Below are 16,622 nucleotides of genomic sequence, written 5' to 3' on the forward strand. Positions count from 1 at the left end.
GCGTGGACAAATCAACATCCGGTTCGCTCCTAGAAATCGTAGCGGTAACCGGCATTCGCGCTCACCGAACTCGCGCCGCTGCGCAAATCCGCGTTCACATCCAGATAAATATTGCTCTGGAGGCTCACGGGCACATTGATGCCGCCGCCGACCTGAATTGCCGTCGAACCGATCGACGCGCCCCGCACGGCCTGCACCGCCCCCCTGTTGCCAAGGAAGGCCACATCGGCGGAACTGCGCCTGTCGCCCATATCCTGAGCCAGATTGAGGCGGAACTCGGCAATCGCATTGCGGCCGAACACATTCTGGCCGATATGCCCCATCCAGCGGGCGCCGAGAGCCAGCGTCGCCGTCGTCATATCCTGCGACCCCACATTCAGCCCGGCATTACCCGCACCGGATTCCTCGAAACCGTCGATCTTCGTGTGAACGAACGACGCATTGAACAGCGGCTGCAGCAGACTTGTCCGCTCCTCATCGAGGAAAATATCGTACGTCAGTTCGTACATGGCTCCAAGGCTCGTACCGTTCGTATCGCCCTTGCCCTCGTAACCGTCCTGTCCGAAGCGGACATTGCGGGTTGTCGAGAAATCGCTCCGGCCGCCCGTCACGATGAAGGCATGTCCCCAATCCCGCTGCTGCGTGCGGGCAAAAAGATTCAGGTAATACATCGTCACATCACCGGTCAGGCTATCTGCGCCCTGCGCCGTCAGATCTCCATACCCGGCCGTAAAGGCCATCCCGGCACTCCACGCCGGAGTCAGGTCGAGATGCATGCCGACCGTGCCGCCCCATGAACTCAGCTTGTAGCCGCTTTCATCTCCGCTCTGGTCGAGCCGCTGGTTGGCCCCGTTCATCTGCATCCACATGTGTAGATACGGCATATCCTCATGCTGCACGCCGGGATCTACGCCCATCTGCGTTACGCGATTGCGCACCCACAGAAGCTGGTCCCGCATCGCCATGTGCTGCGACATCGCCAGTGAAGTCACCGTACTTCCCGCCACGGCCGCAGCCAGGCGAGCCGCCTCCTGCGGATTGTAGGATAAGGACGTATTGTCCAGCATCATATCCATGTAGTTCATCACCCGGCCCAGCGTGGAATCCGCGTCGTTCGCCTGCGGATTCAGAGAAGCCAGAGCCGCATCGAGCAAGGCTCCGCCTGCGCGGCTCGTGGAAGAACCGATGCCTCCGTAGTACTTCTCATTGCCGTAGAAACCTTCTTCGCTGGCATACGTCGTCAGAACCAGTTCATTGCCCCGTGTGAAGACCACCGATTTCTCCGCCGAATAATACTTGCGGAACAGATTGCCGTACTCGAGCTGCAAGCCGCCTTCCAGAGAAGCCCTGTCCACAAGCACCATCGTCGTCGGCACGGCTCCGTCACGGATGTATTCCTGCCCGGCTGCCGCACTCAGCACCACCTTTGCCCCGTTCTGCATCGCCAGGGTCGCCCCGTCCGCCACATGCAGGAAGGGGTTGGGAAGCCCGGCCATCGTATTGAGAGTCAGCGCCAGCGTACCCCCGGCCGCCACGGTGCCGCCACTCAGCAGCGTCACCCGGTTATTGGAATTGAGGGAACCATCCAGCCCGATGCCGATCCGCCCGCCCTGCGCGACATTCAGAGAAGCGTACGTCGTCCCTGCAGACACGGATTTGAGAATCATCTCACCGCCGTTCATCGCACGGAGGCCGACCTGCGAACCTCCGGTGCCCGTCAACGTCTGGGAACCGCCGAGACCGACAATCTCGCCGTTGAAGGCTCCCATATCCGCCGTCGAGGAAGATTGTCCCGAACCGGAAATCGCCAGCGTACCGTTACCGGATACCTTGCCGCTTCCGGACAGTCCCGTCAACGTCACCGCACCGTTCCCGATCGTCAGCATGGCATCGCGCGATTCCATATTCAAAGCCATGGCTTCGAGCCTTCCGCCCTGCGCGACCTTCAGATTGCCCGACAAGTATACGGTACCCCGGTTGTTGCCGGAAATTCCGCCCTCTTCAATGGAAAGAGAACTGTAGCGGTCCAGATCGATGCGACCTTCCACCGTCAACGTACCCGTACCCTTCTTCACGATATCCGTATTGGCGGCGAGGATGCTGCCGGCAAAACGCGAATCCGGATTGCCATTGCCCCAAAGCCTGCTCGCACTGTTCACCAGCGTCACCGAGGCGGCCGCCGTATTCGAAGTGCCGTTCAACGACAGCACGGCGCGAGCATTCGAACCGGACAGGCGCTTGATTTCCAGCGTTTCACCCGCATTCGGCGCACCGAGATTGACGGACAGGCTACCGCCGCCCAGATCGACCCCGGCAAAACGTTGCAGCGCATCGTAACTGTTGATCGCGCCGTTGGAAGACTTGTACACGTCGAACCATGAAAGCACCACTGCGCCGTTCCGGATCTCCTTCACATACATTTCCAGAGAATCGAGATCGAGCGCCACGCCGTTCCTGTCCGCCAGCAACAGGGAACCGGTATCAAGCGTACCGTTCGTCACATGCAGCATGTCTGCAATCTGCCCGGCCTTGCCGCCGATATCTCCCTGATACAGGTTCTGCAACGCCGCATACACGCCGTCATCGGCCAGCAGAACCAGCGGCGCACCGTTAGCCACGGCCACCGTCCCCTGCCCGTTGCGGAACTCAATCAGATTCGAACCGCCGCGAGAATCGAGATTCTCTACATTCAGCGTCAATTGGTAATGGTTTTCCGCCAAAACCAGGCGGGAACCTGCCGCCAGATCGGACACCGCATGCCCGTTTCCAACCATCAGATCGGTCACTCGTGCAGCATCGACGCCGCCCAGCGACAAACCGGAAGCCGAGGCATCGGCCCTCAACGCTCCGTCATACCGCCAGGCATTCGCCAGCGCACCGCCGGACATCGTCACGCCGTTGGAAACGACATGGCCGCCCATATCCAGCAGACCGCCCGTCATGGAAATCGTACGATCGCCGAACGCATCGTCAGCCCCCGCATGCACGGAACCCGATTGCAGAACCAGCACGCCTCCCGCCCCCGTACCCAGAGCATTGGCCACGGAAGCATTCAAGACAGAACCGTTCACGACGATCCGGTTTCCCGTGCCGAGAGCATCCTGCGACACGGCATTCACCGTACCGCCGTCCAGCTGCACGGAACCGTGGTAATTCGTATTTACGATACCCATCGTCAACGTACCGCTGCCCGTCTTGGACAACGTACTCTGTTCCGCCCCGGCCTGAAGACTGCCTGCCCCCGTAAACGTATAATCCGTACCGCCTTCAAACGTCATATTGCCGACGAACATATCGGCCGTCGAGACATCGACCGCCACAGGGCCCGCCGTCCCGTCCAACTGCCCGAACAGCACATTATCGTGGTTCATGAAATCAGTCTGTGAGCCGTTCATATCCCACTGGGACATGCCCGCTCCGATTCCCCACGAACCTCCCGCCGCCTGTGCCCAGCGCAGATTGCCGGCCTCGCCGTCGAACCCGAGCACAAAAGCGCCCGCCGCATCATCCCATGCCAGATTGGTCTGGAAGCGCGTATTCTCCAGCGCAATACCCCGAATGGACACGAGATCGTTGACATCAGCCCCGGCCGGAATCGAAATCCCTTGAGCCGAAACCAGCACATACGTCCGCTCATTGGAACCCTTGTAGGAATTCCAGACTTGCCCCGACGTCGTGAAATCGAACGTCACCGGACCACCCGTAAACGACAGCACGCCGTCCGCCACATATCCGTAAGGAGCATTGTCCAGAGGATTGATGGAAAATCCGATCGTACCTCCGGCAAGCTCCGTATTACCGCCCAGCCGCCCGGCCGTACCACGGGCATTCGACAGCGTCACGCCATCGGTCAAATGCAGATCCTGCACGGTTCCGCCGTCGAGAGAGACACGCGTGCCCGAGGCAAGGGCATGGCCGTTCAAATCGAAGGTTCCGCCTGTCGCCGCCTGAAGCGTCCCGGCAAAATTCCGCAACACATCGGAAGACATCAGGCTTGCCGTCCCACCGGACACGGAAATCACCCCCGTAGCAACCGGGTTCGCCCCCCTGTCGGAGGAAATCGTATTGCCATCCAGAGACACATTGCCCTGCAGAGCCAGCGTCGCGCCGTTGGCAAGAGACAGGGAAGAACTGCCGAACAGCGCACCGCCCAGCATCTCCACACGGCCGCCGTTGGCCACGCTCACATCGGCAGAACCGAGCGAACTGCCTGCATTCACCTTCAACAACCCTCCGTTCGCAACATCCACCCCGGCCGAACCGAGATTTCCGGCAACGGCGGCGCTGCGTCCGGCTCCCGCACTTCCGATTTGAAGCGTACCGCCATCGGAAACATGTGTTTCAGCCTGATAACCCGCCGATGCCGCACCATTGGCAAGCGTCAGCACACCGTGATTGCCGATCGTCGTCTTCACCTCATGCAAAATGGTCAACCCGCCTGCATCCGCACCCGTCAACACACTCGAACCAAAAATCGACAACTCGCCGAGACCTCCCATACCCGAGAAGGAAGATGAACCTGACAGCGACAGAACGGAAGCATCGCGAATCATCGACTGTCCGCCCGTCAGCGTCGAAGCCGATGCCAGCGTCAACCGTCCGGTCACATCCAGCGAAGCTGCTGACAACGAACCGCCCGAAACCGTAAATTCCTTTCCGGTTGCCGTCGAACCTTCATAGGTCAGCACGCCCGAAAGCGCCAGCCCGTCGCCCTGTTGCGGCGATGCCAGAATCAGCGTATTATTCGCCGCATCCGCTTCCACACGGCCGAGCAGCAGACTGCCGCCGGAAACCGCCGAACCGAGGGATGCCCCGCCCTGCCTCACAAGATCGGCAGGCGTACCCGTCGTCCGGCTCGTCAGCGCTTCACCGTCCTTCCAGACGATACGCCCGGCAGCAGCATCATACCAGCCCGCCTTCCCGGCAGAAGAGAACACCTCGCACACCCAGCCGTAATCTCCGGCCACAGTCGCACCCAGCGACGGCACATCCGCCGCCGATTCGACCAGCACGCGCGTCGTACTCCTCGCCTCACGGCCAAGCACACCGAGATTCCACACATCGCTTCCGGCTGCCGGAAGATTCAACTGCAGCGTCACCGAACCGTCGCCCTTCACAGTGGTAGAGGCAAGACCCTGCCCGGCATGGGAAATCACAGTACCCGACGACAAATCGACCGCTTTCCCGGCCAAAGCCGCCGTCGACCCGAGATCAAGCGTACCGCCTTCCAGCGACACCCGGCCCGAACCGAGCGATCCGGAAACCGTATTGCCTCCATCCTCGGCATAAGTCGCCAGCGTACCGCCTTTCACCAGCGTATCGCCATAGGCATTCGAGGCATGCAGCAGCTTCAGCGTGCCGTTCGACACCTCGACTGTTCCTGTACCGGACACCTGCCCAAGCACATCCGCCGAAGAAGCCGCCGACCAGAGCAGCCGTGACGAAACACCGGACAAGACAATAGCATCATCCCCGGTCCGGGTCGAAAACGCGTGCGTTCCTGCGGCGGCATTGGCCGTCAGCGTCGCTCCGGCGCCTACGGCAAAACTCCCGCCGAACGCACTATTGTCCGCTCCCAGCACAAGCGTCTTGCCTGCACCGACACCGACCACACCACTGCCTTCCAGCGCGCGGGAATAGGTATAACCGCCTTCATTCCCCGCCATATCGAATACGAACGTACCTTGCGCACCCACCACGAATTTGGAAGCTCCAAAACTCTGGCCGGACACGATCACCGTGCCGCCGTTCACCGTCAACACGCCCGATTCGCCATATCCGGCGGTAAACTGCAGCGTGCCAGCCCCCTCCTTCGTCACCGTATTCGTCGCCGTACCGGCGGAAAGATTGCCGGACATCACGAGATCGACTCCGCTCACCGTCGTCCCCTTGGCGACCGTCATTGTCGTCCCGGTCTGGTTCAGCACAAGATTGGCCTCCATCGTCGCCGTCTGCACCGATGCCTGCGACTCGATGGACGCAAACGGCGCGCTGCCGTCGCGCATGAACAGGAAAGCACCGTTATTCGTCGTCGCCAGCGTACCGCCATGGAACACCAGCGCAAGACTACGCGCACTCTGCTCGCTGTTCAACTCGAACACGCCCTTCTCCTCCATCACGATCCGGCTCAGCAGAGTACCTGCCGTCCAGCCCACAACGGACTTCGCATCGCTCGTCACGACGGCCTTGCCGTTCTTCACAATCAAATCCCCGTTGACAATACCCTGCACCGTGCCGACAGCAGACGTCACGCCGAAAACGGCCGTACCGCCATCCGCATCGTCGGAACCGATCGTCAGGCTTCCTGCCAAATGATTGCGTCCGGCAAAAGACAAAGTGCCCGAACCGAGCTTGACAATCCCGTTGCCGGAACCGGCAATCGCCTGCCCCTCCGCCACCGACACGTTATTTACCCCTGTATCGAGCGTCACGACCTTGCCGTTCAACGCATCCTGCACAATCGACAAACGACCCCAGATATTATCGGAAGCCCCATTCAACCATTGAAGCGTCGTACCTCCGGTCGCCGTAATGGCGCCTGTGCCGAGACCTCCGGCGGCAAAAGCGATCTTTCCTTGCTGCAGGGCGATCGCACCCGACCAGCCGGAATTATTCGTTCCAAGCGTCAACGTGGAATTCCCGGTCTTCGTCAGATTGCCGGAACCGCCGATCTCACCCGTACCGCCGAATGCATAATCGCGATCCCCTTCCACGCGGATACTGCCCGGCGACACCTTGCCGACAAGGGCAAGATCATGCGCGCCCGCTGCGCCGAACACCACATGGTCGCCCGTATAGAAACGGTCGGTTGCCGTGGCCGTATTCCAGACTGCATCGCCCATGCCTGCCCTCCAGATACCGGCATCGTCCGGACCTGCCCATGTCAGTGAAGCGGCATCCGTCTGAGCGGTACCCGCCACCGTCAGCTTCAGGGAGCCGCCGTCCCATGCAAGAACGCCCGTCTGCCCCCGGCCCAGAACGGCCCCGTCGAAATCAAGGGTCGCCGTATGGGAAGCTGCCGTCGCGTTGGCATTCGTCACCAGCGTATACGAACCTGCTGCGGCAAACCCCGTCACATTGGCGAACTTCACCAGCACCGTACCGGAACCCGTGATCGAACCCCCACCCATATTGATGGAATCCTGCGTCGCACCGATATCCATCAGCACATTCAGATTGGATCCTGCTGCCACAGACAGGGAATTCAGCGACAAAGCCAGCGCGGCATTGTTCATCCCGAGCTCCAGCGTCGAATTCCCGGTCACGGCAAGCGCTCTTCCCGCCAGTGCATTGGCGTTTCCTGCCCTCAGCACGCCTTCCTTCAACTCCGTGCCGCCCGTAAACGTATTGTTGCCGGTCAGAATCAGGCGTCCCGCACCGGATTTGGCAAACTTGCCCGCACCGCCGATCACGGAACCATAGGTCAAATCGCCGGAAGGAGCAAATTCGAACGTCCCGGCATTGATCGTCACATTGCTCTTCGTCGCGGCCGACCAGTTCTGCATCACGAAACGCCCGGTTCCCGTCTTCGTAATCGTTGCCGCGTTATTGGATTGGGAACTGCGATCAATAGCCGTCAGCGTCTTGCCGTCGGCCACCTCAATCGTACTGGCATACCCTCCGGCAGTCAAATCCTTCACCACGGCATCCGAGAAAACGCGAAGAGCATTATTCGCAGCCCCCATGAACATCTTCCCGTCAATCACGATCTTGCCGCTATTGGCCGCATTGGCGCTTCCCAGATTCAACGTCACGCCCGAAACCGTCAACTCTCCGGTCACACGCAACGTACGGGTCGCCGCCGAATCGGCCATAATGGTACCGTTGGCTCCGGTCGTCACGCGGTTGATTCCCGGCGAACCGCCATCCTTCCCTTCACCCACCAGCATCGTCCCGCCCAAAACCACGGTCGCATTCAGCGAACCCGCGCCCTTCAACGTTGAGGAAACCCCGGCAGCAATACCGACCGCTCCCGTCGACGCCGACTGGCCTTGCAACTCCAGCGAGGAATTGTTATTCAACGTAATCCCGCCTGCACCCGTCAGCGAAATGGAATCCAGCGAAAGAGTCGCTCCGCCGTTCACCACGATAGCCCCGGCCTGCGATGCCGTACCGGCCAAAACCAGCCTGCCGCCGCCCAAAGTAAAACCACCCGTACCGGACACACCGCCCGAAAGAATGGAATCCGTCGTTGCAACGACCGTATTCCCGGCACTTGTACCGTTGAACACCCAATCGTTCGCATACGAACCGCCTCCAACCGTAGCCAGTTCAAGCCTGCCGGACTTCATCTCGACCGCTCCCGTACCGAGAGCCTCGTTACTCTTCAAAATCACCGTACCGCCGTCAATCGTAGTACCGCCGGAATACGTATTCGCCGTCTCGATCGTCAACGAACCGGAACCCGTCTTCACCAGCGCAGCCGTACCGCCGATCGACCCGGAACCCGCCAGCACCAAAGCGCCGCTATTCCCGGAAACGCTGATCTCGCCGGGGCGCACCAGACCTTCGATCGTCACCGTACCGGACACATCGGCGAAAAACACCGAATCGCTCTGCCTGAACGCAGCTGCCGCGCCCGAACCGTCCTTCCACACCTTATTGGCCTCATCGTTCTCCTTCCAAATCCCGTCGGGCCTGCCGTTCCAGTTCAAATCCTGCACATCGCCCGTCACCGTCAGCACCAGTTTGCCGTCCGTCTTGTAAGTATCCGTATTCCACGAAGCATGCTGCCACTCCGGCAGCACGAGAGACGAAACATCGAAAGACGCCACCCTGCTCAAATCCCCCGCAATCAGCGTATACTCGCCGGCTCCGACCCTCAATTCATACAAATTGAACAACAGGCGCACAGCCGCATCAGAACTCATCTCATCAACCGTCAAAGAACTGAAGGCGGATGTGGCGACATTCTTGCCGAGATCGAACATCAGTGACGAATCGGAACCAAGCGCCAGCGAACCCATCCGCACATGGCCGCCGGACGACTCCGCCGCACCAAGGCCAAGATCGGCCTTCACTCCCGTACCGGATGCGATCAGGGAACCCTTGCCATCCGCCTGCATCAGGCGCAGCGCATACGTACCCGCACCGGACAACTCGAGCGTACCGCCTCCGGAAAACACCGCACCGTTCAACACATTCGCCCCGGCAGCAAGCCTGGCTCCAGTCGCCACAGAAACGCGGCCGACCGACGAAGACGCAACATTCCCCAGACGCACATCGGCACCGCCATTCACCGTCAACGCATCGAAATTCGACAGCTTATTGGCAAAAGTCCCCTTCACATTGCTGAACGTCAGATTCCGGCTCCCGCGAACCTCGCCGCCGCCTTCGGAACCTCCATTCAACACCGCCCCTGCTCCGAAACTCGAAAGCGTGGACTCCGTGAAATTCCGCACCGTAATATTCGTATCGCCGAACACGACACCCGCACCGCGGCTTCCTCCGAACAAGGAACCGTTGACAGCCAAAGCGGAAGAAGCTGCATTCGAACCGTCGACCGTCAAATGCGTACTGCTCGCATTCGAAGCAGTCCCCACATTACCCCCCGCATGCAACCCCGTACCGTTCCCGGCGGAACCGCCATACACATTCCCGTTCAGAGTACCGCCGGAAATCAGCACATGCGTCCCCGTATTCGCATTCGTCGCCACATCGCCGTTATACCCTCCCGCAGCAATCCCGTTGTGGAACGTACCGCCGGAAATCTCGATAAACGTACTCCCCGTCACATTCCGGTTCGAGGCGCCGTTATTCATGCCTCCCGCAATAATGAAACCCGACGTCCCCGTACTCCCGGCAGTACCGAACGACCCGTTCGAAAACACCATCGTCGAAGAACCGTTGATATTCGAATTCCACGTACCGACAATACAGCCGTAATAGCCGAGAGCCGCAACCTGGCCGCCCGCCATCGACAACGCGCTGCTGGAAAACTCCAGATACATATTGCCGTTGAACGTCGAAATCGCATTCATGCCGAACACGGTTCCCGAATAGGCGGAATCGTTGTTATTGACGATCCTGCCCCCCTCGCCGACCTTGAAATACACATTCCCCGTCCCGTGGGACGAACATGCCACATTGAAGAAATTATTGGAATTCGCCGCAGCCTTCCACGTCCCCGCCAGCTCGATATACGCGCTCGAAGCCGTCGTCGACGTAATGAACGACGCCGTCGCAGAAGAAGCCCCGTTCAGCACCTCGCCCGTCACCCTCGCATTCACGGTCGTCCCCAAATTATTGATATCCGTCCGCACATCGGCAAGGGAAGACTTCGCAATCACCGTCGCCCCCGTCGGCCAGTCAACCACCCACGATGTCGAAGGCACCGTCGACGAATCGAGACTGCTATTCGACAAACGCTCCGTCCCCTTGGCATCCTTATCCGCCGCGGCAAGCCCCTTATAATCTGCGGCAAACGCCCCGCTATTGCTCCATGAAAGATCCGTCACCCCGACCAGAACGCCGCCGCCCTGCAAGGCTCCTGCCTGCAAACCGGCAAACCCGGCTCCGGTAGAAGACAAAGCTTCACCGATCAGCACGCCGTTGCGCCACACATAATACCCGGAAGACACCGATGAACCGTCCGTCGCGGTTCCCGTATGGTACACCACGCGAAAATCCACCACCTCATCCGTATTGGAACCGACATACAGAATCGTCGCCCCCCAGGAAATGCGATCCTCGGTAATATTCAGCAAACCGTTCGCCGTACCGTTCCCCACCTGCAGACTGAAAAGATTGTTCGCCGAAGCATTCGAAAACATCTGGAGGCTCAACTCGCAAGTAAACCCTTTCGCCATATCGAAACCGGCATCCGACCACGACTGCTGGAAAAACGACCTACCCGTACTCCGCACGAGAAACGCGTTCTGACCTTCCATCGCCGACCATGCCGTCCCCTGCACGGAGGGAGGCGCCGCATGCCCCATCGATGTAAAACGCGAATCCGATACAGCCACTCTGGCCAGCCCCGCACTACGCTGGCCGACGCCGAGAGCACGGGCGATATTGCCAGCCATAATCAGCTCACCCTGACGATTCGGGTGCAAATTGTCCCCGGTAAACGAAGCCGCAGCCAAAGGAGCGTCTCCCGCCCCCCGCAGGCCGAGATCCGTCTGAACGAACACATACCCCAACTCCGCCGCCTTCCTCTTCAACTCCTCGTTCACCTCGCGCACCCGCATATTGTACACGGACGGATTCCAGCTATTATACCCGACTCCCTCCTGCGGCAGCAGCGCGCCCACATAAACCTCCACATTCGGATTGGCAGCCCTGTACTGCTCCGCACACTTCAGAATACGGGCCACCATCGTCGCCGTATCCGGAGCGGTCGTATTATTCATGTGCAGAATATCGTTCGTTCCCGCCAGAATAAACACCTTCTCGGGATTGTACGTCGTTCCCGTATAGGGAGTCGGCGTTCCGAACTGCGTCGTACTCTGCCCCGTCCAATTGGCAATCGAAGAATGGATCGCGCCACCATGAGTGCCCGCTCCACTGTCTCCCGTCAAATCGGAAGCCCACCAGCCGCTGTGGCCTTCATTCGTCTTGTTGAAAGTCATCCCGGCGTAGGAAAGCGCCGCCGACCCCTCGGCCCCATTCGTCTGATGGGAGCCCACAGGATTGTAGGCAACACCGTTATCGACGAAATTCTTGAACACCTGAAACCGGTAGCCGTTCCCGATACCCCCGCCGGCAGCCTGCGTAATGGAATCCCCGCAAAACGCGATCGAACCGGGAGTCACCGCAGGAACTGCGGCAAAAACTGAGGAAACAGAAGCGAAGCAAGCCAACAATGCACTCCGAAGGGAGAGAGGAAGATGCAGTTTCATAAAAAGTAATCAATAGACAGCATCCTTCCTATACTCAATTCCTCCTCGTTTGGCAATAACAAAAAACAGGATTTCGGCAATTAAATCAAAATACCGTCACACCGCCATATGATTAATAACAAAAAAATACCAAAAAACCCTTAAATAAAAAGATGAACATATCACATCATCCTCGGCATAGAACCAGCTCGCGCCAACCGCAACAACTAAGGGAAGAATGGCAAAATAGCCCTTCCAACACACTACCTATGCAAAAACCCTCGGAAATCGTTTGGATTTCCGAGGGTTTTAATGGGGAAATGGTCGGGCTAGCGGGATTCGAACCCACGACCCCCTGCACCCCATGCAGGTGCGCTACCAGACTGCGCTACAGCCCGAATTGGGACGCCAATTGGCGTGGGCGGAATATACACGCTCGTTTTGCTCTTGTCAATAGATTTTTTTCATGGCAAGATAATTTTCGTTATGAAGCAAGTCAAGGTAGCAGTCATCGGCGCCAGTGGATACACCGGCCAGGAACTCTTGCGCATTCTCTTGCGCCATCAGGGTGTGGAACTTGTATGCGCCACCTCCCGCCAGTATGCGGGACAAATGCTGGAAGACGTCTTCCCCCGCTTCCGCCACGTACCCGGAGCCGACCTGCGCTTCACGGATTCCGACGTACCCGCCGTCGCCGCAACGGGGGCCGAAGTCGCATTCCTCGCCCTCCCGCACGGCGTCGCCGCCGCCTATGCCCGCGGCCTTGTGGATGCAGGAGTCAAAGTCATCGACCTCAGCGCGGACTTCCGCATCAGCGACCCCGCCGTCTATGAAGAATTCTACGACAAACCCCATCCCGACCTCGACCTGCTCAAGGAAGCCGTGTACGGCATGCCGGAATGGCACGGCGAAGAAATCCGCAAAGCCCGCCTCATCGCCTCCCCCGGCTGCTATCCCACCAGCATCCTCCTACCGCTCATCCCTCTGCTGAAAGCCGGACTGCTCGAAACGGAAGGCATCGTCGTCTGCTCGTCGAGCGGCGTCAGCGGCGCCGGACGCAAAGCCGACATCTCCCTCCTCTTCTGTGAATGCAATGAAAGCGTGCGTGCCTACGGCGTACCGAAACACCGCCACCTGAGCGAAATCGAACAGGAACTCGGTGCCGCCGCCGGAGAAAAAATCGTCATCTCCTTCACACCGCACCTCGTCCCCGTCAACACAGGCATCTGCACCACCACCAGCGCAAAACTGAAACCCGGAGCCGACCCGGCCCAAATCGGGAAAACACTCGAAGGAGCCTACAAGAATGCTCCGTTCGTCCGCCTGCTGGGAGCCAATAAATGCGCCGACACGAAAAACGTCACCCGCACCAACTTTGTGGACATCGGCTGGGCCTACGACCCGCGCACGGGCCGCATCGTCCTCATGAGCGCCGAAGACAACGTCATCAAAGGAGCCGGCGGCCAGGGAGTCCACGCCTTCAACGTCCTCTGCGGCTTCGACCCCACCGAAGGCCTCTGGATCATCTGAATCCGCCTTCCGCCCCCGACCTCATGGTGCAGCCGCTCCTGCTCATCGTCGATGACGAAAAACCCACGCGCGATGCCCTCCGCATGGCGCTGGAGGATCACTATGAGGTTTACACGGCTGCCAACCTCGCTCAGGCGCAGGCCATCCTCTCCTCCGAACCCATCGACCTCGTCCTCACCGACCTGCGCCTCGGTGGAGACAGCGGCATGGACATCCTCCAATACGGCAAAACCCTCGACGACCCGCCCAACTGCATCGTCATGACGGCCTACGGCTCCGTCGACACTGCCGTGGAAGCCATGAAACAGGGTGCGTTCAGCTTCGTCACCAAACCCCTGAACCTCGACGAAGTCGACCTCCTGCTTCAGCGAGCGAACCGCACACGCACCCTCGAAGAGGAAAACCGCGACCTGCAAACGCGGCTCGCACCATCCGCCGGATTGGAAAAAATCCTCGGCGACACCCCGGAAATGCAAACCCTCTTCACCCGCATCCGGCAAGTCGCCCCCACGCGCACCACCGTCCTCATCGAAGGGGAAAGCGGCACGGGCAAAGAACTCGTCGCCCATGCCATCCACGCCCTCTCCGGCAGGCCGAAAAACAAATTCGTCGCCGTCAACTGCGCCGCCCTCTCCCCCCAGCTTCTGGAAAGCGAACTGTTCGGCCATGAAAAAGGCTCCTTCACCGGAGCCGGGCAACGCCGCATCGGACGATTCGAACAGGCCGACGGCGGCACCATCTTCCTTGATGAAATCGGGGAAATCGACGCCTCAACGCAAGTCAAACTCCTGCGCACCCTCTCCGAACGCACCATCGAACGCGTCGGCTCCAACGAACCGATCAAAATCGACGTACGGGTCATCGCCGCGACGAACAAAAACCTCGCTGCCATGGTACGGGAAGGCACCTTCCGGGAAGACCTGTACTTCCGCCTCAACATCGTACAGATCGACATGCCGCCCCTCCGCAACAGGAAGGACGACATCGTCCTGCTGGCCCACGCCTTCCTGAAGGAATTCTGCCGGGAAAACGGCAAAAGCGACAAAATCCTTACCAAGCCGGCCCTCCGCCTCCTCCGCAACTATTCCTGGCCCGGCAACGTACGCCAGCTCCGCACCGCCATCGAACACGGCGTCGTCATGTCGTCCGGCAGGGAAATCGGCCCGGACGACCTCCCTTCCTTCCTCTCCGCCTCCAGTTCCGACGCCGAAAAAACCGTTTCCGCAAAAAACATCGGAACGGATGCCGAACCGCTAGCAATTAGGCTTGAAAAACACCCCAATCTTAATTTACAATGGGTCGAGCGGCAAACCATCCGCAAAGCTCTCGAAATAGCGGAATGCAACCGCTCGGAAGCCGCCCGGCTGCTCGGCATCAGCCGCCGCACACTCCATCGCAAGCTTGCGGAATATCCGGAGCTCGCCACCGATTTTCCATCCAGCACATGAAAGCACACCGTCCGTCCAATACCGCCATCCGAGTCGTCATCTTCGCCTTGCTCATATTCCTGTCGATGATGCAGCTCCTCTTCACCTTCCAGGGGCTGGAACACCGCGACGCCATGGACCAGGCGCAAATCTCCCGCGAAGTGGCTCGGGGCAACGGATTCACCACGCAATTCATCCGCCCCATCGACCTCCAGACATCAAGCGAAGTGCAAGGCAAATCCCTCAATGCGCTGGCGCTGAAAGACACCTACCAGCCTCCCCTCAACATACTGATTGATGCGATCGCCCTCAAATGCACGGGCATGGACAGCTACGACAACTCCCGCATACCGGACAACAGCAACATCTACGGCCCCGACCGCATCATTGCCGGGCTCTCCACCGTCTTCTTCATCGTAGCCATGGGCCTTGCCTTCTACCTCCTCAGAAGGCTCTTCGACGAAGGCATAGCCAGCGTCGTCACCGTCCTGATGATCCTCAGCAACCTCTTCCTGCAATTCGCCGCCAGCGGACTGCCGCAGATGCTCATGCTCTCCCTCTTCCTGCTCGCCATGAACTCCCTGCTCACAGCCGTCAAGGCACAGGAGGAGCATATCGTACCCAAAGTCTGGATACACATCGGCATCGCCTCCGCCCTCCTCGTCCTGATGGTCCTCTCCTGCTGGCTCTCCGTATGGGTCTTCCTCGGATTCCTGATCTTCGTCGCCATCCACTTTCGCCCCGCCGGCGCATTCGCCCTGCCCGGCGTCGGCCTGCTCCTGCTCGTCACGGGCTACTTCCTGCTGCGCAACAACGGCGCTACGGGAAGCTGGTTCGGCACCTCCGTCTACAGCATCTACAACGGCATCATGGGAGAGGAAGACACCATCATGCGCGCCGTCTCACAAGGCACCGTACCGCTGGACACGAAAGGCCTCCTCATCATGCTCTTCGGCAGCTCCCTCTCTCAGGTGGACAACCTGTACCAGAACCTCGGCTCCATCGTCATCACCCCCTTCTTCTTCATCGCCCTCTTCCACACCTACAAAAACACCCTGCTCAACCACCTGAAATGGGCGCTCCTCGCCATGTGGCTCATGGCCACCGTCGGCATGGCTCTCTACGGCATCAAGGACTCCTTCTCCTCCTCCCAGCTCCAGCTCCTCTTCACGCCATTCTTCGCTGCGTACGGCCTCTCCTTCATCTACATCATGATCGCCCGCCTGAAACTGGAAAAAAGCGACCACTTCACCAAAGGCTTCATCATCTTCATCATCATTGCCGTCTCCGCCGGCCCGTACATCCTGCGCTTCGGCCCTGAACTGAGCCGCGCTCTCACCTTCATGAGCGACACGAAAGGCAAAGGCGTGCCCAAATGGCCCTACTTCCCCGCAGGCATGAACGGCACCCTGCACGACATGACGAAAAAAGACCAGGTCATCATGACCGACCAGCCTTGGGCCGTCGCCTGGTATGCCGACCGTCCCGCCCTGTGGATGCCCAAGAAAGTTGCCGAATTCGACGCGCTGGAAAACATCCTGCGCACCAGCAACAGCAAAGTGCAGGGCATCCTGATCACCCCCTCGTCGCACGACACCCTCGGCATGCGCCGCATCGCCCTGACCTACGGCGACTTCGCCCCCCTCGTCATGGACGGCAACCTCCTCCGCCAAACCACGAAAGTAGCTCCGTTCTCGGCGGCATGCGACCAGCTCGCGCCAATCTCAAGCCGCTTCCGCCTCGACTTGACCGATAAAAAATACAACAGCATCCTGTACGGTGTCGACATGATCTACTACGCAGAAGACTTCAACGCCCAGCAAACCATACATCCGTAACCTCA

Annotated in this window: 4 protein-coding genes and 1 tRNA gene; 3 read left to right on the forward strand and 2 right to left on the reverse strand. The window is 59.5% G+C overall.

What is annotated here, in order from left to right; all coding sequences use genetic code 11:
* Positions 1 to 29: 29 nt before the first annotated feature.
* Together PYTT_RS02080 and PYTT_RS02085 are read right to left on the reverse strand one after the other, a co-directional pair.
* The gene (locus tag PYTT_RS02080; protein ID WP_071133247.1) at positions 30 to 11,843 is read right to left on the reverse strand and encodes an autotransporter-associated beta strand repeat-containing protein; all 11,814 of its coding nucleotides are present in this window, start codon (positions 11,841 to 11,843) and stop codon (positions 30 to 32) included.
* Between the two features lie 300 nt (positions 11,844 to 12,143).
* Positions 12,144 to 12,220 (reverse strand) — tRNA-Pro (locus PYTT_RS02085).
* Positions 12,221 to 12,308: 88 nt separating this feature from the next.
* Between PYTT_RS02085 and argC the strand changes: the two genes are divergently transcribed.
* From argC to PYTT_RS02100, 3 genes are read left to right on the forward strand one after another with little or no spacing between them, the layout of a single operon-like run.
* A complete protein-coding gene (gene argC / locus PYTT_RS02090; protein WP_067773810.1) occupies positions 12,309 to 13,352 on the forward strand; it encodes an N-acetyl-gamma-glutamyl-phosphate reductase in 1,044 nt (347 codons plus the stop codon).
* Positions 13,353 to 13,375: 23 nt separating this feature from the next.
* Positions 13,376 to 14,800: a sigma-54-dependent transcriptional regulator gene (locus PYTT_RS02095; protein ID WP_067773813.1), complete on the forward strand. Its 1,425-nt coding sequence runs from the start codon at positions 13,376 to 13,378 to the stop codon at positions 14,798 to 14,800.
* Complete coding sequence (locus PYTT_RS02100; RefSeq protein ID WP_067773816.1) at positions 14,797 to 16,617, forward strand: hypothetical protein; 1,821 nt, start codon at positions 14,797 to 14,799, stop codon at positions 16,615 to 16,617. The genes PYTT_RS02095 and PYTT_RS02100 overlap by 4 nt, the downstream gene beginning before the upstream one ends.
* Positions 16,618 to 16,622 lie beyond the last annotated feature (5 nt).

This window comes from Neoakkermansia glycaniphila (assembly GCF_900097105.1).
Taxonomy (GTDB): Bacteria; Verrucomicrobiota; Verrucomicrobiia; order Verrucomicrobiales; family Akkermansiaceae; genus Akkermansia; species Akkermansia glycaniphila.